The sequence below is a fragment of the Caballeronia sp. KNU42 genome (assembly GCF_053760385.1).
In genome coordinates this window covers 1-21,482 of record NZ_CM132388.1, presented here as the reverse complement: position 1 = coordinate 21,482, position 21,482 = coordinate 1, and the positions used below count along the sequence as shown (strand labels likewise).

The following is a 21,482-nucleotide window of genomic DNA, read 5'->3' as shown; positions in this document are numbered from 1 at the left end:
AAGCTATCAAAACAGCTGCCAGCCAGAACGGCTCTGCGCTCAGTGCACGGCCTGGAGAATTCAAGCGGAGCACGCCGGCTAATCCCGGTGGCTTTCAGCGTTGCGAGCAAATGCCACTCCGCCAGCGCGCGCAAACGCCGGATGGCTGCGCATTTCTATGAAGATTTAGTGCCAGAGCGTATTATCTCAGCCTCGACGTCGTCGTTCAGCACCTTCACACAACGCGAAAACGAGAGCGTCAGGCGCTTAACCCTATTCGGCTCGCGCGGATCTTTCCGGTCACCTTGCCTACTGAAAACCTATGTTCAGTTCTGTCACTCTCTACGTTGTCGGAATCATGTCCGGCGCGATCAGCGCAGTCGTATTCGGCTCGCTGGTGCGCTCCAGGATACCTGGATTGTTTCGCTGGATCAGTGCAAACCTCCTGATTGTGGCCGCGCTTGTCGCATTGGCGTTCAGTGACAGTTCACCCACACCGCTCGCGGTCGTATTCGCAAGTTCCCTCTTCGCCGGCGCCGCATTCCTCGTACTGCAGGGTTGCCGATTATTCTTCGGCCTTCGGCCTTCGCGGCTCCATGAGGTCGTGGCGTTCGTGCTGCTGGTGGTCGGCATTGTCCACTGGAGCTTTTTCTCGCCGAATGCGGATGCGCGGATTGTCGTGATGTCCGGCTTCCTCGCCTACGTTCGTCTGATGGTGGCCTGGACCACCTATACGAAGAGGCCGCTGCATCGACCTGGGTACAGCTACCAGTTCGTCGCGATTGTCGCCGCAGCCGGCGGGCTCGTTCATATTGCTCGCGGGCTCGCCGCCGGCCTTGGCTGGGAACATCACACGCGCTTTCTCGAGCCAACGCCAATGACCATTGCGTTTCTCGCGCTCGGCATAGTCACCCTGCCATGTCTCTCGATCGGCGCGCTCATGCTTGCCTATGACCGCATGGCGGAGAGGATGGAGCGCCTGGCGGCTATCGATGAGTTGACCGGCGCCCTCGTGCGGCGCGAGTTCATGGCGCAGGCCGAGTTGCAACGGGAGCGCGCCAACCACACAAAATCCCGGTTCGCGGTTGCAATCCTCGACATCGATAACTTCAAGGCAGTCAATGACGCTCACGGCCACGCGGCAGGAGATCGCGCGCTCGCTCACTTTTCATCGATCGTGTCGCAGGGCATCCGGCGAGGAGACATTTTTGGGCGGCTTGGCGGAGAAGAGTTCGCGATATTGTTCCCTGAGACAACCAGGGCGGACGCGCTCACGCTGGTGAACAGTTTGCGCCTGCATCTGGCCGCGTCCACGCTACCTGTACTTCACGGCGAAGTGACGTGCACCTTCAGTGCCGGCGTGGACGAATATCAAGCTAGTGAAATGCTGGCAAACCTGATGGCGCGAGCCGACGCAGCGCTCTACTCGGCGAAGGCCATGGGACGAAATCGCGTCGTCTCCGCGGTCTCTACGGGCGACGAGACAGCCGACGCCACGAAGGACGCACCGAAACCGACCTGAGCGTTTTTCGCGGGGGGGCGTGTCGGCCCTTCCCTCGTTATCGGCGCGCCCGATGGTGGCAGTGCAGGTAGTGCGAGCGGCATAACGGTCGTGATCCATTGAGTCTTCCCCGCTCGAGCGCCGTGCCTGGCGCCCTTCGTTTTAAACGTCAGAAAAAAGCGCTGTTTTAAATCCGGAATTGATCGAACGCAAGAGCAAGACGGCTTAAATCCGCTTCGTTCGCGAGAGCATTGCCGATCGATTGCAGAAGCCCTGACGCAAGCGGGCGCCAAAAAGGAAGCTGCGAGGCATGGTTTATTGCAGTAGCTGAGATCCTGAGTTCTTTGAGGTTAATATGAAACTCTCGGCCGCCTTGCCCCCAATTCATAGGTGATAGCGTGCGCCGATTTTGCGACGCAGCACCCTTTGATTACATTTCCACTCGGACACGTGGACCTAAAACAATGAAATCTGAAGAGTGTGGAAAGATCCGTGATCTGAGCGAGGAACAGCGCTTTCAATTGCTCGTGACCGCTATCACCGATTACGCCATCTACATGCTGAACCCTGAAGGGTTTGTCAGCAGCTGGAACCCCGGGGCGGAACGGTTCAAGGGCTATGCCGCGCATGAGATCATCGGCCAGCACTTTTCCCTGTTCTATACCGAGGAGGACCGGCGCTCGGGCAAGCCGACCCGGGCATTACAAACCGCCCGCGAACAGGGAAAATTCGAGGATGAAGGCTGGCGGGTGCGACGGGACGGCACGCGGTTTTGGGCAAGCGTCGTGGTCGATCCGATCTGGGATTCCTCAGGCGAGCTGATCGGCTTCGCCAAGATCACGCGCGACATTACCGAGCGTAAAGCGGCCCAGGAGGCATTGCGCGAAAGCGAGGACCGGTTCCGCCTGCTCGTTCAGAGTGTGACCGATTACGCGATCTACATGATCTCCCCGACGGGCGTGATCACAAACTGGAATGCCGGCGGCGAACGCATCAAGGGCTACAAGCAAGAGGAAATCGTCGGTTCGAATTTCGCCGTCTTTTATACCGAAGAAGACCAGGCGAAGGGCCTGCCTGCCAAGACGCTGGCAACAGCTGCAACCGAAGGGCGGTTCGAACAGGAAAGCTGGCGTGTCCGGAAAGACGGAACGCGATTTTGGGCGCACGTCGTGGTCGACGCGATCCGCGACGAGGCGGGAAAACTGCTGGGATTCGCCAAGGTCACGCGGGATATAACGGAACGAAAGCAGGCATTGGAAGCCCTTGATCGGGCCAATGCGGCGCTTTTCCAATCGCAGAAAATGGAAGCGATCGGCCAGCTCACCGGGGGCGTTGCCCACGACTTCAATAACCTGCTGGCGATCATCTCAAGCAGCGTGGATGTGCTCGCCACGCGAACGCAAAATTACGCCGACAAGAAAATACTGGACGCCGTGCGGCGCGCCGTCGATCGCGGTGCGCTCATGACCCAGCAACTGCTTTCTTTCGCCCGTCAGCAACCGCTCATGGTCGAAAATTATGACCTGAACGCGGTGATCGGCAATTTCGAACCGGTGCTTCGTCGCGCGGGAAATTCCGCCATCGAGATGAAAATACGGCCGGCGCGTGACGCCGGAACCGTTTCGCTCGATGCCGCCCGCTTCGAGGCGGCGTTGCTGAACCTGGTTGTCAACGCGCGCGATGCGATGCCCGATGGCGGAAAACTGGAGGTCATCGTAGAGGGTGTCCATCTGGGTGTTGGGGAGGTGGGCAATCTGGCGCCGGGCTCGTACGTCCGCGTCTCCGTCTCCGATACCGGCTCCGGCATGCCGCCGGCGGTGGCGGCACGTGCGTTCGAGCCGTTCTTTACAACCAAGGAAATTGGCAAGGGCACGGGGCTGGGCCTGAGCCAGGTCTACGGCTTCATTGCGCAGTCCGGCGGCGACGTCGTGATCGACAGCGAGGAGGGCAAGGGCACGACCGTCAGCATGTACTTGCCCGTTGTTGAAGGCGCGCCGGATGACAGGGGCGTCGCGGCTGACGATCGCGTGGATACGGTTCTGATCGTGGAAGATGAGCCGGACGTGCTGGACGCGGCGGGGCAGCTTTTTCGCAGCATAGGCTACGAGGTGGCGACAGCGACCAACGGCGTCGACGCAATGGCGATCCTGGAGCGCCGTTCCGACATCGACATCCTCTTCACCGACGTAGTCATGCCGAAGGGCATGAGCGGCATTCAACTGGCGCGCCTCGCGTGCAAACTCCGTCCCGAGCTCAAGGTGATACTGGCGTCGGGCTATCCGCTTCCGGCTTTACGCGCGCAGTACGGACGCATTGACGATTTCACCTTCGTCGTCAAGCCGTACCTTTTGGCTGAACTCGCCAAGGCGCTCAGGGCTGCGCGCTGAACTCGCGCGCTATATAGAGCCCTGGCCTTAAGTTGCTGTGCGCGTCCCCAACAGCATCAGCGACGCTCTTATTCAGGCCGGCGTCGCGCCGCTTCTTGCAACGGCCTAGTCGCGCGCCATGCGCCGCAGTCTCATTACGTGCAATCGCTGGGAGATACCCTTGAACACATTGCCCTCGTGCGGATCACCGAAATGCAGCAGTGCGGTACAGCGTACGCTGGATGGCAGGCAGGCCTCGTTCGCGTGGAATGAACGCATGCCCCAGAAGAAGTAGAGATTGCCCGGCGTCAGCGGCACGATTTTCGCCGAAAACCATCGTCGCACGCGCGGCGAACGCCACATCCGCTTCAGCAGTCTCTCCAGCAGTAGTTTTTCGAGGATGTTGACAATCGCAAAGCGCCTCGCTTCGCGTAAATTCGGGAACATGATCAGATGGCCTCGGGGTTCATCCGGGCCGTTGGGGATCAAAATCGGCAGCAGTACGGTGACGACATACGAGTCGTAGTGAAAGTTAAGCGCGTGACGCAGCCCGTGCGTGCCGGTCAGTCCGCGCAGGACAGGGAAAATCCGGTCGCTGGGCGGCGATGCGCGCATCTTGCGTTCGTAAAGAGATCGCAATAGCGCGCGAAAGCTGGCGTCCTCAAATAACGGATTGAGGCAGGTATCGGCGATCCATGCCTCGCCTTCAAGGCCGAAATATTGGCCGCCATGCAGCTCAATCTGCTGGGCGACGAAGCTGCGCATCTGCGTGAGAATCGCTTCCGGCACGACATCATGCAGTATCCCTACGCCGGAATCGTCCATTGATTCGGCCAGCGCTTGCGCGCTCTCGACGCTCACCGGTAAGAATCCGTCGAGCGGAAACCCGTCATTCAAAGCGGTCATCTCTTTTCTCTTAGTATTGTTTTGACAGCGAAATTCGAGTTCATACGCGTCTTACGAACCTTGACGGAAAATTGTGTAGTCTTCCGTACGAATTCGCACAGATGACATGATTGAACACGGGATGCTGGCGCACCGCGTGGCAGGCAATTTGCTGCTGTGTTCGCCGCAGCAGATCGCCGGATAGCACAAGCGCGTACCCGGACAATGAGGACTACCGCGAGACCGTCTATCGCGTTCTCTTCATACAGACGCTTGGTGGTCTGAAGAAGAAATTGCCGGAGCACTGGTGGCGTACTTGGGCTATGCGCCGTTCGCGCTATCAGACGCAGAAGATGGCAGGATTCGTAACACGGTATCGAGCAGCGAACGCCCCTTGCAGTTGCAGACCGCGCGGCAGCGGGCCACTGGGAAGGTGATTTTCTGTGCGGTAGTGGCAGCGGCCAGATTGCGGCAGACGTAGAACGCCAAACACGCTACGTCATGCTGGTTAAGGTCTCCGGCGAGGCTAGCGAGACGGTCATCAATGCACCGATCAGGAATCCGTACAAATTACCGCAGGCACCCTATAAGTCACTGGCATGGGATCGGGGAACGGAAATGGCCGGGCGCAAACGTTTCACCGCGGCCACCGATATCAAGGTTTATTTCTGCGATGCCCAGCAGCCATGGCAACGCGGATCCAACGAAAATACGAACGGGCTATTGAGGGCAGTATTTGCCAAAGGGCACCATGCACAGGCCGAACTCAATGCCGTGGCGAGACGATTGAAAGAGCGTCTGAGAGAAACCTTGGACTACGAAACACCAGCAGAAGCATTCTCGCAAACGATTGCGTCTAGCGGTTCAATCCACCGTCGAGTGCGGACGATCAAAGTCACTTTCGGCTGCCTGCCTGAGGCGGGGCTGTTCAGGGGGTGGAATGGGATCCGAGAGCCCTGCCCCGCCTACGTCTTCCGTGTTGCTGTGGCAACTCTGTAGCCAACCGGATTAGGGCAATCGCACCAATGTCCCTAACCTGAATGGCGGCGCATCCCAAGGTAAAACATCCCTCGACTCAACGTCTCGTCCGGCGGAAATCGGCCACTGAGCGAACCGTCGACACGCCTGCCCAACGTCCGGTTCGTGCGTCGGGGCAGCCTCACGAACGTCTGGAGCTGACCATCGACTCACGAATTCCAGAGAACTTGAGGACATCAGGAATCACGGTCCCGGAGAGTGGGTTGCCTGCTCCAAAGCGTCTGCAACCTCCAGTTCGACTAACGACGTCAGTGCCGGATACTGTCTAACGATTTATCAAAGAGGTCCACTTGCGCCATCACGCTTTCATCGAGCCCGCTGATTGCGTGTGGAAGATCGGCTTCGATCGCATCAATCGTGTGGTAACTATACGGGTCGACAGCCTTCTGCCAATGGACGGGTTGTCGAAAAACCGCTTCGTGCGTATCGCCAGCGAACATGACGATTTCGCCGACAACCAGACGCGAATAAGCGCTCATCGGCCCCCCGGAGTTGTACAGCGGCGACACACGAATCAAGAGTACCGCGTCGCTATCTCGATAGACCGGGCCGCCTGCATGCCACTGCCACTGGTTATGCTCGTCACGCGAAAATGTGGGTAGCGTGGGTGTGGAAGCGTCGACTTCCCTGACAACATAGCCGTGGGCACGCAGTGCCGCTTCAATACCGTCAGTAAATCGACGGTTCAGTTTCGTGTCGCCTAATTTTGCCGTGACAAGATCATCAAACGTGCGCGGATCGTACTTGGCGCTGCTCGCATTCGCGAGGCCAGTTACCGCACCCGTGACTGCCGCACTGATCACGCTGCCGCCGGCAAACAGAAGGGGCGTCTGAGCGCGCCCGCCACTGTATGCGGCCTTCCCGGGATCGACTACCGTCACTGTGTGAATAGCACGGAATTTTCCGGCATCAACCTCGGGGTGTGGCGCCGCCGCGCAGCCCGCGAGCGCCGCGAGCGCACTAATATTCAAAAGTTTCGACGTGAATCGCATGAGTCATTTCATTTAAAAGGTATTACGGATAAATCGTCAGTTCATGCTTTATCGGAGGGTTAGCGAGAAACTTGAGGTTGCCCGCTGCACAAGAATTTTTCAAAACACCCGTAGCAAGGTGGAGAACGGCGGAGTGGTACGAGGGGGATGGAAAGGCCTGACAGGATTAGCGACCTGTGATGTATCAGGGTTCAACGTCCGTTTGAACTTCGATTAGGGACCGCTCTCTCGGGCATTCGGACGGCCGAAAATGGTCGAACCCGATCGAACGGTGAACTGGGGAAGTGGGGCACCCTTGATCGGCGCCCCAAAATTAGTTCATGGGGCTCATAGCGTTCGACGAAAAAGCGGATTGCAGGGCACATCAAATGGATTAGCAGCTCCCGTTGACCTTGATGCATTCGCCTGTTGGTCCGGCGACTTGCTTCCACACCACTGGCGGACAACGCTCATCTGGATAAATCCATTCGCAACATGCCTGTGATCTAGTTCAGGCCGCCATTCGATACTCGTAATACGGCCGGTTGCGGTCATCGAGAATAGCGTGCTGCGCCGCGAGGTCCGCAGGGTCCGGATTGAGCCATGCGTCGATGTGCTCGGGCTTGATCGGGATGATGCATCGGTCGTGGCCGGCAAGTGCTATCTCCTGCGGCGGGTCGTCTGTGATGACCGCGAACGACAGCAAGTCAGGCTCGCCCTTCCCCTTCCAGTGTGACCACAGGCACGCAATCAGCATTTCTTGGGGCGGGTTGGGCCTGAACTCCAGGACCACGTTTTCATCTTTCTCGCCCTCAAGCGGCACGCGATTTTCGAGTCGAAATCGACTCACGTTTTCATAGAATGCAGTCACTAGCATCAGGCCGTGCGTGTAACCGAAAAGCCCCTTCCAGAAGCCCTCCAGATTGTCCCGCCGCGCGCTGTAGGTTCCAGGGTACTTCACATCGTAGATCGCGGGCTTGCCTGCCGGCCGACATTGATAGCGCATTGGTTTAATCACACGCCGGCCATTCTCCATCACCATGACGGGAGCGTATTGGCCGGGGAAGATCCGGGAATCGCGGTCCTCCGGTTCAGTTCGCCGAAGGTCGTCGAGCCGGCGCAGCGTGCCGTCAATCTTGGCAGTGGCAATCCGTTTGCTCTCGACGGCCGCCTTGGTGGTTTTGGTCTGCAGGATGCGTTCTGCGTCAGCGAGCCGGGTGCGTTGTTTGAACAGCTCCTGTTCGAGGGTCGTTATCTGAGTTGCGTCATACCGCTCGATCAGTTCCTTGATGCCGCGCTCCTCTTCTGTTTCCGGATTCGTGAAGGCCTCATCCATGCGCTTGGGAATCTTCGCGCCGCTACCCTCGACGCGCTCCCAGTAGAGCCGCGCGAACTCCCTGATATCGATGTCAGGACCGAACATCTTTACGTACTTGCGGTAGTCCGCCACGATCTGCGCCGAATAGCACATAGTGCGACCTCACATTGGAATCGTCATCGCATGATGGAGCGTTCCGCAACCTGTTGTCACTCCGCAATCTACCGGACGATCGGGCGACACCCGCGTTTCGAGCGAATGCCGCGTGCCCACGCCAGAGCCGCACTTTCGATTTAAACGTCTTTGATATACTCTGCCCGCTGCGTCAGATCTATACTCGTCAGCCTTCGGCGATGGGTAAAATCGACGCCGTAGTCTTTGCCTCGAAACCGTTGTGCAGCGGCGAGTTCGAGAAATACCCAAGTTCACAGTGCGTCACGGTGCTTCGTTTAGGAAGAAGCAAATCAGCCGAAAGCGTACCTGGGGCAAGGCCAAAGCCGATATCCACAAGGCTTGGGGCCGCCCGCTGAAATATCCATCTCCCCGTAGTTCAGGGGATGGAATGAGATCCTCGAGCCCCGCCCCGTCTACGTCCCGCACCTTGTTATAGCAATTCTGTAGCAGACCAGGCTAGGGCAATCGCACTGATGCCCCCTAGCCTGAACCGCGACCCATCACAGCTGCATCATCGCTCGGCTCCGCGTCTCGTCCGGCGCAAGTCGGCCAGCGGCCAGTCGACGGGCGAAGCAGAATCGTCCACGCTCATTAGCGTGCGCGGTGTCGAGTGAGCGAACAACGCCCTCGACTGCGAGCAGCCGACTTCGATTCCACTAACCGAATGCAGTAGCCGAGCGCACCCGTTTCTTCGATTCATGGCTGCGACGGATCGCGCCAGACACCCATGAGGCTCAAGCGAATATCCACCGCCCATCAGCCTGGTTTTAGGGGTTCGATATGCTGGGTAATGTTGGTCTGCCAGTATCATTGGCTGACGCTGACAACGACAGTCCGACTATGGCCGAGCAACTGACAAAAGAACACCGATTGCTGCATATGCGGCACACGATCATCCCTTTTCACGTTAGGGGAGTGATGGCCGGTTTATCGGCACTGGATTTGGGCGGGAAGCACGACCTGTTTACGCCTGTAGAGATCCATATCGAAGGCCCTAACCCGGAGGTGCAGCGCGAGACGCTTCTAAGCTACACACAACCGATTTGGTGCATGGGCACTATACATTCGCGGTTCCTTTTGGAATTCGTGGGGCTGAAAAGCAAAGGCTCACCGTCACGCCTGGAAACCATCACCGACAAAGAGCGTAGGCCGAGCGATATCGGGATCGAATGCTATCAACGTGCAGACGGTACATTCCTACGAAGGCTTGAGCCGTCAATCGTTGACTACAGTCCGGACCCCGAGGTTGTGCGGCGTGCGTGGATTGGCACCTGTGATTTTGCTGGGCAACGGCTCGCGCACGCCACCGACGACTACAAGCTGCAGAACGGCGACGTAACGGCGATGCTGCGGCGCACGTTCGAAACCATACCGGACTTGATTAGCCATTGTTTTCACAGTCAACTAGACTAGACCGGGGCTGGTCTCAGGCGGACATTCGAGCGTCGGCTACGCTGCAGTACAGCCATCCGGACATCCTCTCGCATGGATGCGACACGCCCGCTACACTGGAAACATTTCCGGTCGGAGCGTTCCTGGATCCGCGAATGCCAAAAAACAAGAATTCGCTAAAAGTGCCGACGTACCTAAAGAAAATCGGCTTCGACATAGCGGGTACACCGGAGCCGTCACCGGTCCAACAAGCCGGATGGTGGGTCACGTGGGGGAAATTTCTCGATCCGATTTTCCGGCATCCCATCGTGCTGCTCCTGCTGACTTCCGCGCTTTCCATCGGCATAGGGAGTTGGCTCACTGCCGCCTACCAGGAAAGGCAGCGTGAGCGTGAGGCTACTGTCAGGAGCATGGACGAATTGCGTGGAATGGTTGACGATATTTCTCTTGCATTCCAGCAATATGGTTCGGCAGCCACACACCTGCTTGCCCTAAAGGAGGCCGGTGGACCAGCCGATCAATTGACAGCCGCTCAGGCTGCATACAACGAAGCGAACGAAAGATGGCAGTTGAAGGCTTTCGGTGACCTGCCGAACGTCAGGCAGCGTATGCCAGGCAATCGCGGCGGTGACGCGACAGTGGTGATACTCGAAGAAATATCAATGGGAGCACTCACACTGGATGCCTGCCTCGAAAAGGGCGCGGTGGAGAGCGTCCCCGGTATCGGCGCAAAGAAGAGAATTGTCTGTACGCTGCAACTCAAGGGATTTCCCGAACTCTCCGCCGACGACCGCATAGGCCGGCTGACTCGCTGCGTTACATTGTTTCATTTGCTTGTTCGGCCAGACCCAAAAAACGATTTCGATAGTGAGGCACAAACGCAAACCAAATTGGGCGATGTGTTGTCCGAGGTTCAAAAGGTATGCGGTCCTACGCTGCTTTAGTCGTAAGAGCGGCCGCTGGGATTGCGGCGAGATGAATGGCAGCGTTGGGGTCGCGCGCTGCCGATCGCAGCTTCGCGAGGTTCAAGCCGCGCATGCCCATCGCATGAGGCGGCACCCGGCCAATATCTGCCGCTCATCCAGCACGTACATCCGTCATTCGAACGACTGATCGACTCCGAAATATGCCGGATGTTATATGGAAGCACCTCTATCTTTGGTTCGTTCAACGGCGTTGCAATGAGCGTGTAATTCACGGTTTCCTTACATTCGAAAAAACCGCGTGCTGTGATGGGGTCTGCATCTACGAACCAACGAATTGAGTAATCGAATACTAAAAACGCAACGCGCAGATGCAATAGTTTAGATTGCATTTTTTTGCAGCGACAATTCGTAGACCTCCAATTTTTTCGCGCATGATCTTCTCATCAGAATTCGATGGCTGCATTCTGCTTCCGCAATTTGGATTGCCGCCGTCGAAAGTTACATCGAGCGCTAAGGCGTGCTTTGGCGACAGTTTTATTCGCCCAATTCAAAAAAAGCTTTCTCACTTACTAGATAAGGTGCCGGAATCAGATGCTTGGCATATTTAGATATTGCGCACGCGACAAAATCGAAAATTGCTTCGTAACGCACGTCGATACTGTGATCGATCGAAGAGATTGCAGATGTAGAGGCAGCGCTTATGGCTCCAGAATAATCGCAAAACTCTTCGACACAGTCAAATTTCGTCCCGCCGTCCTTATATAATTTTCTGCGATTTAGAATTTTGTCTTTCGATCTACGTGCCCTTTTTCAACTCGACTATTATTCGCGATAATCGATTCGACAATAAGAGGGTCTTCCTCGTGCAAAATCCGCTTCCGGCCGTGGGATGCTTAATCCGTGTAAGCGTGCGCTAACGCACGAAAGGTTCATGAAGGGTTTCTTTATCACCCGAGGTACGTGTCGAACAGTTTTGAACCGCCGTGCAACGCCCCACTTAAGAAGGGTACCTAGCGCGCAACAAGCCGGACGCACGTCGCCGGCGGTGCGTGCCAGTCCGAAGCGTGATAGAAAGGCGATCCACTTCTCTCGCTAATAGCAATGAAAAGTACGTGTGGCCAATATCCCCCATCCGCAGGGAGCACTTTTTTTTGTACGTCGGTTAACCTACACTTGTTTCGTATTCCTTGATACGTGACTCTTGGCTCGTCGTCAATTTATTGCAGGTTGGAACATCGAAATGGATCAGCAAAAGCCGGCAACTGTCATTGGCATAATCTCCCTGATCGTCTGGATTTGGTTTTCCTTTGATCATAGAGATATGGGTTCGCCACCAAAAATTCCCGGCAGTCCCACACTGGACGCGCTGGTAACACTGGTCGGACTAGTGTCGAAAATCACGCCTATCAACGAGGCGGAAGCCGCCGTCGCGCCAAATCCAATGGCGCCGCAGGGCGCCACGCTGAACCTTCGAGAGTTCGTGTATAAAAACAATATTCGGTCGCCGCAAGACGTAAGCGATTTCGACGCTAATGCGCAAAAGAATCTAGTCCAATGTACGTACGGCGTCTTGCAGCGAGGCGAAGTCAATCCCATTGCAATGCGACTGCAGCGAGTCGATTGCCTGCATGATCACGGCTACACATCGAATGACGTTGCCTATATGGGCGCAAAATTCGCCACAAGATGAATCGCCTACTAACACTCTTCGTCACTCTCCCAATGGTCGGCATGCTGGGTTCGTGCACGACCTATCCCACGTACTATCCATACCGTGCGTATTATTACGTGCCGTATCAGCAGCAGTATCAAACCAATCCGGCGCCGGTTTATCAAAGCAACCCGGTTCCTGTTTACCAGATCTACCCAGCGGCGCAGAATACGAGTTGCGGTAACTGCCTTGCCCAATACAACACTGATTTCAATGATTGTGGGCACTTCACACAGGACCTTCAGAACTACTCAGATAGAGACCGCTCCATGGCGATGTGTCTGATCAATAGAGGTTATTCAAGCACGGGCAGGCCATGCAGTAATTTCTGTGGTCAGTAACTGGTGGCAGTGTCAGTCCGGCCCCGCCGACCATTTGATTCAAATCAGCTTTGCGATTCGCCGCTGTTTTGCGTCTGTCTCACACGCATAGCCCGAGCATGGCAAGCTTCCTCCCGCCGCCGGCCGATGAAGACGGGGCTCAAGGTCGAGCCGAACCCGCGATTTCTCCCCGGCACTGCCACGCAAGGCTGAGGAAATGTTTTTGCAAACCGCGGCTTTCTGGATGACCTTCTTGCCGTGCAGCAGAGCCAGTTCCTACAGCATTTGTGGTAAGACTACCGCGTCTTTAAGACCGGCTGAATTTCATATCGGGTTGCTAGATATTTGGCCCGCTGACTCATTCGAGATCTGACCGGCCATGCTATATTCGACGGCGTCTTCGGGCTTGGCGAGCTATTGCCTCGCACAAACGATGACCGGACTGCTGAAAAGCTGCCTTTGAAGGCCTCGGCTCTCGAACGACCTTCAAGGGTTGTGAGTGACTGTGAGTTCGGCCGTGCAGTCGGTCGCGGTGGCCACCCAACGCCGTCAAGGTCAGCTATCCGCCTGGCTGCTTACGTTGACCAGACCCTGCCTCAATGTCAGCAAAGACGAGCCCATAGATGAAGGCGCGGTACGTCCGTTCGGCTCTCATACCGGCCGTTGAGACCGCGACGACCCGACCGTCGGCAATGGGTCGAGTACGGACGGTCAAAGTCACTTTAGCCCGCCTGCTTGAAGTGAGGTAGTTCAGGAGGTGGCATGATAGGCGAGAGCCTTATCAGACAACACTTCTGCTCGCTGCTATGGCAAAACTGTAGCACGCAAAAATCTCCAACAGTATCAGCAAGGCTCTTACCCGGGCCGGCGTTTGTGCAGGGATCCGGAGACGACGACCGGCCAAAAGCGAATGCTCATTAGCGATAGTCTTTGCATACCAATTGTCTAGCGTTTGACATGAGCGGCGCGCCGAAGGCGCGTCCGCTTGATGGAAAGGTTAGGCACCCCGTCTTGACGACAGAGGTTACTAGGGGTTTAAGCTAAAATTCGAGAATCGCAGAGGTTGCCGCGCAATACCGTTGTACTGATAAAAGTAGTTCTCCTGCGTTTCTTCATTCGGATCAGTTGTAAACGAGTACGCAACGCCGTTGGGAATGTAGAACCAGTCGCCGGGTCCATAGGCTTTGCCGTCGTATGTTATTGAGCCTTTTACAACTACACGCAGTTGCCCGCATGCACTGAAGCCAGGGATGCTCGGGTGTTCATGTGCCTTGACAACCGTACCGGGCGGGAATCGAGTCATCACTACGCGAAAGCCCGGCAAGTCTATTGGCAACTGCCATTTTTGTATGCCGTCTGCAAATGGCGCGTCAACTGCTAGTTCAGATTCTGCTTTCTTCGAAACTTCGTCGAAACTTGTGACGACTCCTTCCTTCGCTAAACCTTTTTGTTGTATCTCTTCCTGAGTCCAGTTCTCCCGCACAAAATTGAGGCCCTTGAGTTCCTCCTCCGTGATGTCAGTCCTGCTCGCATCGAAGGACTTCTTATTTCGGGACGTGACCATGAATAGGAGCGCTCGTTCGCTTTCGTTCAGATTAAGCTGTTGCTGCGACTTTTTTCTCGTGGCCATGACTACTCTCCTCCAGTTGAGCGGCTGAGTGCGCAGCCGCAACGCGTAACGACTAAGCTAACGGGCAAACAAAAGCGCAGCTTTTCGTCGCGGCGAGTGCGCGCGCCTGCGTGAGATCCGCGGCCGGGCCTATCGGATCCACTGCATGGCCGGCCTCGGTATCGGCGGGGATGAAATCGAACGGCATAACGTTGGTAGCGAGGCACGCGATTTCTGCCTGAAGCCGTGAATGTAGCGCCTAATTGAGACCATTGGCCAACTGCAGGGGGTAAGTCAGGGTGGTCCCCGCATTCGCCGTCGAATGCAGAGATGCCCTTGAGTTCGGGCTGCGTGACAGACCGCGTTGACCGCTCCCGATTGCCTGCGTAAGGGGCGAACCAACTTGAACTTTCGATATTAGGGCTCGGCGCAAACTGCTGATATTTGGGATCGTAGGCCTTAGCGTAGACGGCGCCTGTGCCTCTCGCTCGACAAGCCTGCTTCCGTACTCGCGCATAGCCATGTGAATGTCCGTTGCTCGGGTGAGATAAGCCGACTGCGAATGACGCCCCGAGCCTGCCCTCGTCGCTGAGGCCTGCATCGACCCACAACAGCCAGTCGCAGTGCTCATTAGCAGATCGTTGATGAAGTTGGCGCGCAGCTCGATCGGGAAGCACAACCATTTTTAGTCACAGTAACCCTGAAACGCCAAATAACCCCTTATCGGCATTCCCGGCCCTATCTTGACAGGGAGCCCCGCTAGACCAGTTTCGGCACCACCACCTTCCGCAAGTTCTCTAAGAGGGACTTGCAGTCCAGGTTGCGTGCTCGTCTCAAGGACAAGAATTAGGATCGGTCTGTGGCCCTGTGTATTAAGTAGCTGGCAATAAGGATACTTACCCCCAATTGATATCTGAGCGGTGGCATCGACAGTCCCAGGTTTATCAAAATAAACTTTAACGTCGGTCAATTTTACTAGATCCTGCTTGCCCCTCGGTATAAACAACGGCCATACCAACACATTACCGGAAATAGTCTGCCAGTCGGTCTCGTTCGGATTTCCGCTCGCCGCGAACGATTGTTTGCACGTGCCGAAATATGCTATCGAGGCAATGATAAATATCCCAAGAATAGTTTTCATAATTTAACCCTTCGTAATTCGACTATCCCCATTCTAGGGTTTGCATTGCGAGTAGTTGCGAGCATTGGTCGACCACGAGTCTCGCCCTCCGCTCAGCATTACGAGCTCACGGAAAGGACCCGGAAAAGAGTCAATGTCGGTGAGTTGACGCTAAGTGCGAATGGATTCCCAAAAGCCTTGTAAGGAATATTAGATGGCGCAAGAAAAGTGCACGCTAATATTTAGCGGCAAAATCAGACAACAAGACCGGTGGTATCGGCCAATGTCTATGGCGGTAATAGCCTAAACGCCCCCTCGATAGTTCAGGGGATGGAATGAGATCCTCCAGCCCCGCCCCGTCTACGTCCCCCACCTTGCTATAGCAATTCTGTAGCAGACCAGACTAGGGCAATCGCACTGATGCCCCCTCGCCTGCACCGCTACCCATCACAGCTGCATCATCGCTCGGCTCTGCGTCTCGTCCGGCGCAAGTCGGCCAAGAGCCGCCGTTCAGGGAACCAGAAAACCTGTCGATGGAACGGCTGCTTTGCTCCGGGAGTTCCCGCTACTACAGTTCAGATGTATTTCTCCGATGAGAGGCAGCTCAATAGGTTGGAGGATGTATTGGTGCGCACTTTAACGATGTCCCGGCGCTTTGGATGGAGCTGGGGCCCTGGTATTCGCCCGCAATAAGTGGTCTCGCACAGAATAATACTTCCTGCCATTTGCCCGCTAAGTTTCGCCCGAATTGAACAAATCCCATGCAGCTGAGACGAAATTTGAATGACGGGTTTTGGGGATACGAAAAATCACAGTCGGCTTGACAAAGAAACCATTGGTTCGGATCTTTATTGGTAATCGTTGCAGTCAGCGATAGAACCCCGGGTTCTGCATGACAAACCAGCACGGGATTTTGACCTTGTGCCATCGCGTCGAGACAAATCCAAGCGCATAGTGCGACCGCCCACGATGCTTGAACAAAAAATCTGGCCCTATGTTTTACTAGTCTAGCAATTTTCATAATCATTTCCTCAATGATTCGAAAGTTCTTGCTGAATGGCCGGTCCTGGGCGAGGGAGTCTTGCATTGCTGCCTTCAATCGGATCAATACGGTAACCCGATGCGCTCTATCGGGCCGTGGGCTCGAAATGTCACCTGACCGGAGGAGCGAGCGCTGCCTGTGAGCAGGTTTGAACGGACGTCACGACCTCTTCCCAGTTCCCGACAGTTGGAACGTCCATAATTCCCGTCCGTACTTCGCCAGGCTGCACGTTGTGCCAAGTGCCATTGATAGCAGCCACTTGACCGTTTTGCATGGTCACTGTTGTTATGTGAACACATTCGCCACAGTTGTTAACAAAATCTATGTACCACGAATTGGGTGGGAGGGGCTGGCTAGGGTCTACGAGCCGTGCGTTGGTCCTTGTAACGCATGCCGTTGGCAAATTCCGAGCGAAAGCCAACGCCCCGACGGAAGCAAGTGCGAGGACTAACAAACTACGTGCCGGCACCGAACGCGCAATATCAATTTTCATTTGAAACTCACAGCATTTTTCCGAAAAGGGTGTAGCATGTTTCCGCCGTTTATCAAACTCCACACGCCTGATCCTCCGCGTATGAGGTTACTGCGGGATGCGTACAACATCGGAACCAGCAATCGGCATCGAGATTGCTTGTCAGGCGACGGACTTGATAGCCACCAAATTCTCGCGATAACAGGCAGCGAACTTCTCGGTCGAGCAACCCTTTGGGAACGAGTGTCAAGTGCCCATTAATGTGGGGAAGGCCTTGAGGAGGTTCGATCGGCTTTACGGCGATAGAGGCCATCTTTTACCTCTTCGGTTGTTGCCGGCAAGTTTGACCCGGTGCGAAGGTACCAATCCCTCCGCAGGCATTGGCTGCCTGATCGCACATGTCCTTGGTAAAGTCATCAAAGCATTGTTGAGTTATGCCTTTCTCAATGACACAGCAGCCGTTACCCAGCGCATGCTCACTGCCTGAGTCACGCCTGACTTTTTCAACGGCCGCGACGATCTCTTTGCGACTGACGTTTTCGCTTTCCATATTCACTCCTCGATTTTCGCCTAGCAAGGGTGGGGTCAGCGCACCTGTTCAGCCTAGTTAAACCGAATACGATCAGCCAACTAGTCGAACCTTAGGCAATTGCGAGGCGAATTCAATACTGTCGAACGTGAAATGTGCGCTACCGAACATAACCGGAATGAAGACGGTGATGGACAAAGGGATGCCTTGGAGGCTTCCGTCGGCGGAGTTGCCAACCGATAAGTGAACCTAGGCAAAGGTCGAGCCGACCACCAAGGCGCCCTCGGCGTGGATGACTGGAGCACCCAGTTAGCTGCCTTTCAATACTATATCGAGCGAACGGCGGTTGAGGGTCGACTTCGGCCTTTCGAAGGCAACGAGCTGCGTCGGCTACGATATGTGGAGCGGTCAATATGGGAGGTTAATCCCGGTAAGTGATTGAATTTACAGGGATGACGACGGCCTGCAAAGCCGTTTAGCTCGGTGACCCGTGGTCTCCCCCTAGCCCGAAACGCATACATCCCAATCCAACGAAAAGTCCGCCACGAGACGGCAGCTGCGTTGGGCAAGAGTCGAGCCTCGGAACGCACAATGAACGCTTGGAACAGTTAATTGCGTGTAGGTGCACGGGAAACTGGACTTAAGGTCGGTCAAGCGACTGGCTTGTAAGTCCGATTCTCGACTGTCAAGCAGAAAAAGGCTCAAATCGGAAGCTTGAAAAATGGAAAATAAGTATCTGACCCTGCGTTCCTAAGCAACCAACCCGTATGTCGAGAGCTTCGCGAAATGCAGGGTTTCCCGCGTCCGATGTTGAATCGAAAACAGGATTCTCCAGTACTTCAATCACAATCGCTGGCTCACCAATGGCCGGCAAAGTCCGACTTTGAAGTCCATCCTTCCACTTGACGATTTGTCCTGGCTCGAACTGATGTTTCACACGGGCCGCTTTGACTCGTTCCTTCAACAGGTCGATTTTCATCTCGACTGGTAGCGAAAGCGGTTGAGGGGGCAGAACCGGGAAGTTGATGTTGGCGGCCCCGCGCCCGGCTAGTGCGTTGGCTAACGCTACCTGCAGTTCTTCTGCCGATGCCATATCAGTTGAGTACTTTCATTGGCAATACGCGTTTTCGACCCCAACCGTCCGATTGACGGGGGGCGTAGCAGCCGATCTGTACCCTGGGGACACATCGCCTACGGGGTAGTTAACAGCCGAAATAAGTTCATCGTAATCCGCCGTCGACAACGGGCGGCCGCCGAATCCTGCATCCGTTGCTCCGCGGCCGGCCCTCAGCGAAGCCTTGTCATTCGACTCGGCGAGAAGCCGTTTTGCTGCTCGCAAACGAGCCTCCATCAACTCACGGCGGATCTGGGCCTGAAGGCGGAACGTGCGGTAAACCATCAAAACGACTCCAATACCGAGCGTGGCACTCATGAAATACACGACCAACGCGGTCATTTTTGCTCTCCGGCAAGCTGAACTTTCAAAACAAGCAACTTGTTCTTTGAATAATACGCTAACACTAATGCAAATACAGTGAGCACAATCGAGAGTACCGCGAACGCCTCGAGCTTTTGCCTGCTGTCGGCCGAGAGATCTGCCTCGTCCAAAAGCACAAGCCCCTTTCCCTTCATGCCCCCATACACGACAGCGAGGACCAATACCAATGCGTAGTGCGCAAACCTGTGTTTCGAAAGACCTCGCTGCTGTCGTTGCCCGCTGCTTTCAAACATCAGAAAATTTTCCATCTCTGCTGACGTTCCAAGCAAAACAAGTGCCGCGATCGGTAGGAGGTCACCCGACCCAAAAGTTGACAAAAAAGAGTGTCGAAGATCAAATGCGAAGTCGGCGATGCCCCATGCCAACAGTAGAATAGCAATCGGCACAGCGGCTTCATACACCACCCATGCCCAAAACTGATCGTCCAACGCGTTGCCGCCGTCATCGGCTTTCGTATCTGCGGCCGTCACCATTCGGGTTGTACCTTTTTGTTTGCGCGTCAGTAGCTTGCAATGTGTCGCAATTCTAGAAGCCCTGCCTCACTATCGTCAACGGCATCCGGCGCGCAAACTTGATACTAAGATGCCTGCATTCCCCAAAAAAACAAGGCGGCAGGTTCAGTGCCCGTGCGCGGCCCTCACCCACCGGCGCGCACCGTACATAGACGGCGAGCCGACCCAAATGGCTCGAGGTTGATCTCTCTGAGTGGCCGATTGCGGTCGCCTTAAACGTGCGCTACACCGGCCCGCGTAATAGTTCTCTGATGCTTTGGCGATTTTGGCGTGCTACAGATTTGCTATAGCAACGAGAAGAAGTCTTATCAGACAAGGCTTTCGCCTATCATTGCACCTCCTGAACTTTCACCGACTTAGAGCACCCCGGCCAAAGTGACTTTGATCGTCTCAGTTCGACCCGCTGCAACCCTTCAGCATTTCTTAGTCTGGCCGATAGGCAGGCACTGGCATCCCGGCAGCGGCGACGCGTTAATGGTTTTGTCGACCCTACCGCGATGCCGGCTCGCTTTCCACTTTTTGGGCTTGGACTCGTGCTCGCTTTGACGTTGCCGCACGGGTCGATGAGGGTTGGGAGATGCCAGTTGCTGACTTGGCCACAAATTGCTTTGTGATCCGATGAATCGCTTCACCTGCAGTCGTGTTATGCATCGATCTGGCCATAGCATCTATCGCGACACCCACCACGATATCTTGCTCAACCGCGGTCAGCGTCGCCCACCCTTTAACTGGCCCTTGTGGCGAGATTGGGCCCCTGCTAGTCTGACCGTCTCCACCTTGGATGACACCCCAAAAGATGTGCAAATCCAACCCGATAGTCGCTGTCGTAACAACACTAGGGAGCGGCGGTAACGGGAATGATATTTTGCCGATCTTCCCAGCGTTTTGCTCTGTAAACCACAAGTTGCGGTCCGGGCCAAGGGTAATAGCTAGAGGAGACGCGCCGTTCGTCGGGACCAGAAGCTCTGTAATGTTTTCGGAAGCAACATCGAATCGGCCTATCCGGTTGGCGTTCCGCTCAGTGAACCAAATATTGCCGTCCGGGCCCCATGTAATGCCCTCGGGGCTTGCATTTGACCTAGTAATGGGAAATTCCGTGATTTGCTTGGTGGCTGGATCAATGAAACCGATTTTGTTCGCCGCCCGTTCTGTGAACCACAGATTGCCGTCCGGACCCCATGCGATTGCGCGTGGATCAGCAAAGACTGTTGGCAACAGAAACTCCTGGATAACACCGCTCATGGTAATTACACCAACAGCACCGGTCATCCCGTTGTCTATGCCCGTTTCACCAGTTGCTACTTCGGTAAACCACATGTTTCCGTCCGGTCCTGCTGTGATGAACCGAGCCGCCGAACCGTCTCTTAGAAGCGGAAATTCCGTCACGATTCCAGTAGGAGTGATGCGACCGATTGCGCCTGAGGCCGCATACCACAGGTTTCCATCAGGGCCCGCTGCGATGCCTTGCGGACCGCCGCCAATGCTTAACGCATAACTGGAAGTCTGACCCGTGTTTGGGTCTATTGCTTTAATTGTATTGGTGCTATCCGAAGTGAACCAGATGCGCTTGTCCGGTCCAACCGTAATTCCAAACGGCTGGGAATTGGGCTCGGGAATCTCGGTGACCATGGTCCCCGACGTAGTGATGCTGCCTATCATGTCTTGGCCGAACGCCTGGGTGAACCATACGTGTCCATCTGGACCCGATGTAATACCAACCGGTTCTCCGCCGGTTAGACCGTCGAACTCCTCAATGGGCGGGCCTGCGATCGCACCAACCGGCACAATCAGGACAAGAAACGAAAGCAAAACCCTCTGCAATTTTAATCGCAAGAGCATGGCAGGCCTTATTCTGGACTTACACCTCAGACGTCGCATCCAAGCATGGCCAATGAAGAGCCAGCGAGTTACCTTCTAAAATAGGTCATTTTCAATATCGCACAACGTGAGATTGCCCCCGGGATACCGAGTAGGTGGTTATAAAACACGGCGATCGGCAACCGTACGCTCGCACGACGAGCGTTGCCTCTTGTCTGAAAAATGACTCCCCCGGAGAAGGGCGCGGTAACGGCGAACCACGCGTCGGTGACCTCGTCCGTTTCCAGATTCATGGAGGGCG

The 21,482-nt window shown here is 55.5% G+C and carries 14 protein-coding genes and 1 pseudogene; 6 read left to right on the top strand and 9 right to left on the bottom strand.

Annotation, left to right across the window (positions count from 1 at the left end; genetic code table 11):
* The first annotated feature begins 301 nt into the window (after window positions 1–301).
* Together ACSOSP_RS00075 and ACSOSP_RS00070 are read left to right on the top strand one after the other, a co-directional pair.
* A complete protein-coding gene (locus tag ACSOSP_RS00075; RefSeq protein ID WP_455308874.1) occupies window positions 302–1,501 on the top strand; it encodes a GGDEF domain-containing protein in 1,200 nt (399 codons plus the stop codon).
* A 443-nt stretch (window positions 1,502–1,944) separates the two neighbouring features.
* Entirely contained in the window at window positions 1,945–3,867 is a 1,923-nt protein-coding gene (locus ACSOSP_RS00070) for a PAS domain S-box protein (protein ID WP_455308873.1), read from the top strand.
* Between the two features lie 105 nt (window positions 3,868–3,972).
* Here ACSOSP_RS00070 and ACSOSP_RS00065 read toward each other — a convergent pair whose 3' ends face one another.
* Window positions 3,973–4,671, bottom strand: a complete 699-nt coding sequence (locus ACSOSP_RS00065; RefSeq protein WP_455308872.1) for a hypothetical protein — start codon at window positions 4,669–4,671, stop codon at window positions 3,973–3,975.
* Window positions 4,672–4,858: 187 nt separating this feature from the next.
* Here ACSOSP_RS00065 and ACSOSP_RS00060 point away from each other — a divergent pair.
* Window positions 4,859–5,595: pseudogene (locus tag ACSOSP_RS00060) on the top strand (IS30 family transposase); the annotation flags it as partial.
* A 422-nt stretch (window positions 5,596–6,017) separates the two neighbouring features.
* Here the strand turns inward: ACSOSP_RS00060 and ACSOSP_RS00055 are convergent.
* Together ACSOSP_RS00055 and ACSOSP_RS00050 are read right to left on the bottom strand one after the other, a co-directional pair.
* Complete coding sequence (locus tag ACSOSP_RS00055) at window positions 6,018–6,572, bottom strand: hypothetical protein (protein ID WP_455308871.1); 555 nt, start codon at window positions 6,570–6,572, stop codon at window positions 6,018–6,020.
* Between the two features lie 679 nt (window positions 6,573–7,251).
* On the bottom strand, window positions 7,252–8,211 hold the full coding sequence (locus ACSOSP_RS00050; protein ID WP_455308870.1) for an SOS response-associated peptidase family protein: 960 nt from the start codon (window positions 8,209–8,211) through the stop codon (window positions 7,252–7,254).
* A gap of 861 nt (window positions 8,212–9,072) precedes the next feature.
* On the opposite strand from ACSOSP_RS00050, the gene ACSOSP_RS00045 reads away from it, so the two are divergent.
* The 3 genes from ACSOSP_RS00045 to ACSOSP_RS00035 all read left to right on the top strand — a co-directional run bounded on the left by ACSOSP_RS00045 (window position 9,073) and on the right by ACSOSP_RS00035 (window position 12,240).
* Entirely contained in the window at window positions 9,073–9,645 is a 573-nt protein-coding gene (locus ACSOSP_RS00045) for a hypothetical protein (RefSeq protein WP_455308869.1), read from the top strand.
* Between the two features lie 134 nt (window positions 9,646–9,779).
* On the top strand, window positions 9,780–10,568 hold the full coding sequence (locus ACSOSP_RS00040) for a hypothetical protein (protein ID WP_455308868.1): 789 nt from the start codon (window positions 9,780–9,782) through the stop codon (window positions 10,566–10,568).
* Between the two features lie 1,222 nt (window positions 10,569–11,790).
* A complete protein-coding gene (locus tag ACSOSP_RS00035; RefSeq protein ID WP_455308867.1) occupies window positions 11,791–12,240 on the top strand; it encodes a hypothetical protein in 450 nt (149 codons plus the stop codon).
* Between the two features lie 1,368 nt (window positions 12,241–13,608).
* On the opposite strand, the gene ACSOSP_RS00030 is transcribed toward ACSOSP_RS00035, so the two are convergent.
* From ACSOSP_RS00030 to ACSOSP_RS00005, 6 genes are all read right to left on the bottom strand, one after another.
* Window positions 13,609–14,211: a cupin domain-containing protein gene (locus ACSOSP_RS00030; RefSeq protein WP_455308866.1), complete on the bottom strand. Its 603-nt coding sequence runs from the start codon at window positions 14,209–14,211 to the stop codon at window positions 13,609–13,611.
* Window positions 14,212–17,140: 2,929 nt separating this feature from the next.
* Complete coding sequence (locus ACSOSP_RS00025) at window positions 17,141–17,374, bottom strand: hypothetical protein (protein ID WP_455308865.1); 234 nt, start codon at window positions 17,372–17,374, stop codon at window positions 17,141–17,143.
* Between the two features lie 664 nt (window positions 17,375–18,038).
* Entirely contained in the window at window positions 18,039–18,446 is a 408-nt protein-coding gene (locus ACSOSP_RS00020) for a hypothetical protein (protein WP_455308864.1), read from the bottom strand.
* Window positions 18,447–18,461: 15 nt separating this feature from the next.
* Window positions 18,462–18,809 (bottom strand): hypothetical protein, encoded by a 348-nt coding sequence (locus tag ACSOSP_RS00015; RefSeq protein WP_455308863.1) that lies wholly within the window; start codon window positions 18,807–18,809, stop codon window positions 18,462–18,464.
* Window positions 18,806–19,324 (bottom strand): hypothetical protein, encoded by a 519-nt coding sequence (locus ACSOSP_RS00010; RefSeq protein WP_455308862.1) that lies wholly within the window; start codon window positions 19,322–19,324, stop codon window positions 18,806–18,808. The genes ACSOSP_RS00015 and ACSOSP_RS00010 overlap by 4 nt, the downstream gene beginning before the upstream one ends.
* A gap of 528 nt (window positions 19,325–19,852) precedes the next feature.
* The gene (locus ACSOSP_RS00005) at window positions 19,853–21,202 is read right to left on the bottom strand and encodes a Vgb family protein (protein WP_455308861.1); all 1,350 of its coding nucleotides are present in this window, start codon (window positions 21,200–21,202) and stop codon (window positions 19,853–19,855) included.
* Window positions 21,203–21,482: the final 280 nt, after the last annotated feature.

What these genes read in the sequence shown, in the direction of transcription:
- ACSOSP_RS00075 (WP_455308874.1), top strand. Translation starts at nt 302, where the DNA reads ATGTTCAGTTCTGTCACTCTCTACGTTGTCGGAATCATGTCCGGCGCG.
- ACSOSP_RS00070 (WP_455308873.1), top strand. Translation starts at nt 1,945, where the DNA reads ATGAAATCTGAAGAGTGTGGAAAGATCCGTGATCTGAGCGAGGAACAG.
- ACSOSP_RS00065 (WP_455308872.1), bottom strand. Translation starts at nt 4,671, where the DNA reads ATGGACGATTCCGGCGTAGGGATACTGCATGATGTCGTGCCGGAAGCG.
- ACSOSP_RS00050 (WP_455308870.1), bottom strand. Translation starts at nt 8,211, where the DNA reads ATGTGCTATTCGGCGCAGATCGTGGCGGACTACCGCAAGTACGTAAAG.
- ACSOSP_RS00045 (WP_455308869.1), top strand. Translation starts at nt 9,073, where the DNA reads ATGGCCGAGCAACTGACAAAAGAACACCGATTGCTGCATATGCGGCAC.
- ACSOSP_RS00040 (WP_455308868.1), top strand. Translation starts at nt 9,780, where the DNA reads ATGCCAAAAAACAAGAATTCGCTAAAAGTGCCGACGTACCTAAAGAAA.
- ACSOSP_RS00035 (WP_455308867.1), top strand. Translation starts at nt 11,791, where the DNA reads ATGGATCAGCAAAAGCCGGCAACTGTCATTGGCATAATCTCCCTGATC.
- ACSOSP_RS00030 (WP_455308866.1), bottom strand. Translation starts at nt 14,211, where the DNA reads ATGGCCACGAGAAAAAAGTCGCAGCAACAGCTTAATCTGAACGAAAGC.
- ACSOSP_RS00025 (WP_455308865.1), bottom strand. Translation starts at nt 17,374, where the DNA reads ATGGAAAGCGAAAACGTCAGTCGCAAAGAGATCGTCGCGGCCGTTGAA.
- ACSOSP_RS00020 (WP_455308864.1), bottom strand. Translation starts at nt 18,446, where the DNA reads ATGGCATCGGCAGAAGAACTGCAGGTAGCGTTAGCCAACGCACTAGCC.
- ACSOSP_RS00015 (WP_455308863.1), bottom strand. Translation starts at nt 18,809, where the DNA reads ATGACCGCGTTGGTCGTGTATTTCATGAGTGCCACGCTCGGTATTGGA.
- ACSOSP_RS00010 (WP_455308862.1), bottom strand. Translation starts at nt 19,324, where the DNA reads ATGGTGACGGCCGCAGATACGAAAGCCGATGACGGCGGCAACGCGTTG.
- ACSOSP_RS00005 (WP_455308861.1), bottom strand. Translation starts at nt 21,202, where the DNA reads ATGCTCTTGCGATTAAAATTGCAGAGGGTTTTGCTTTCGTTTCTTGTC.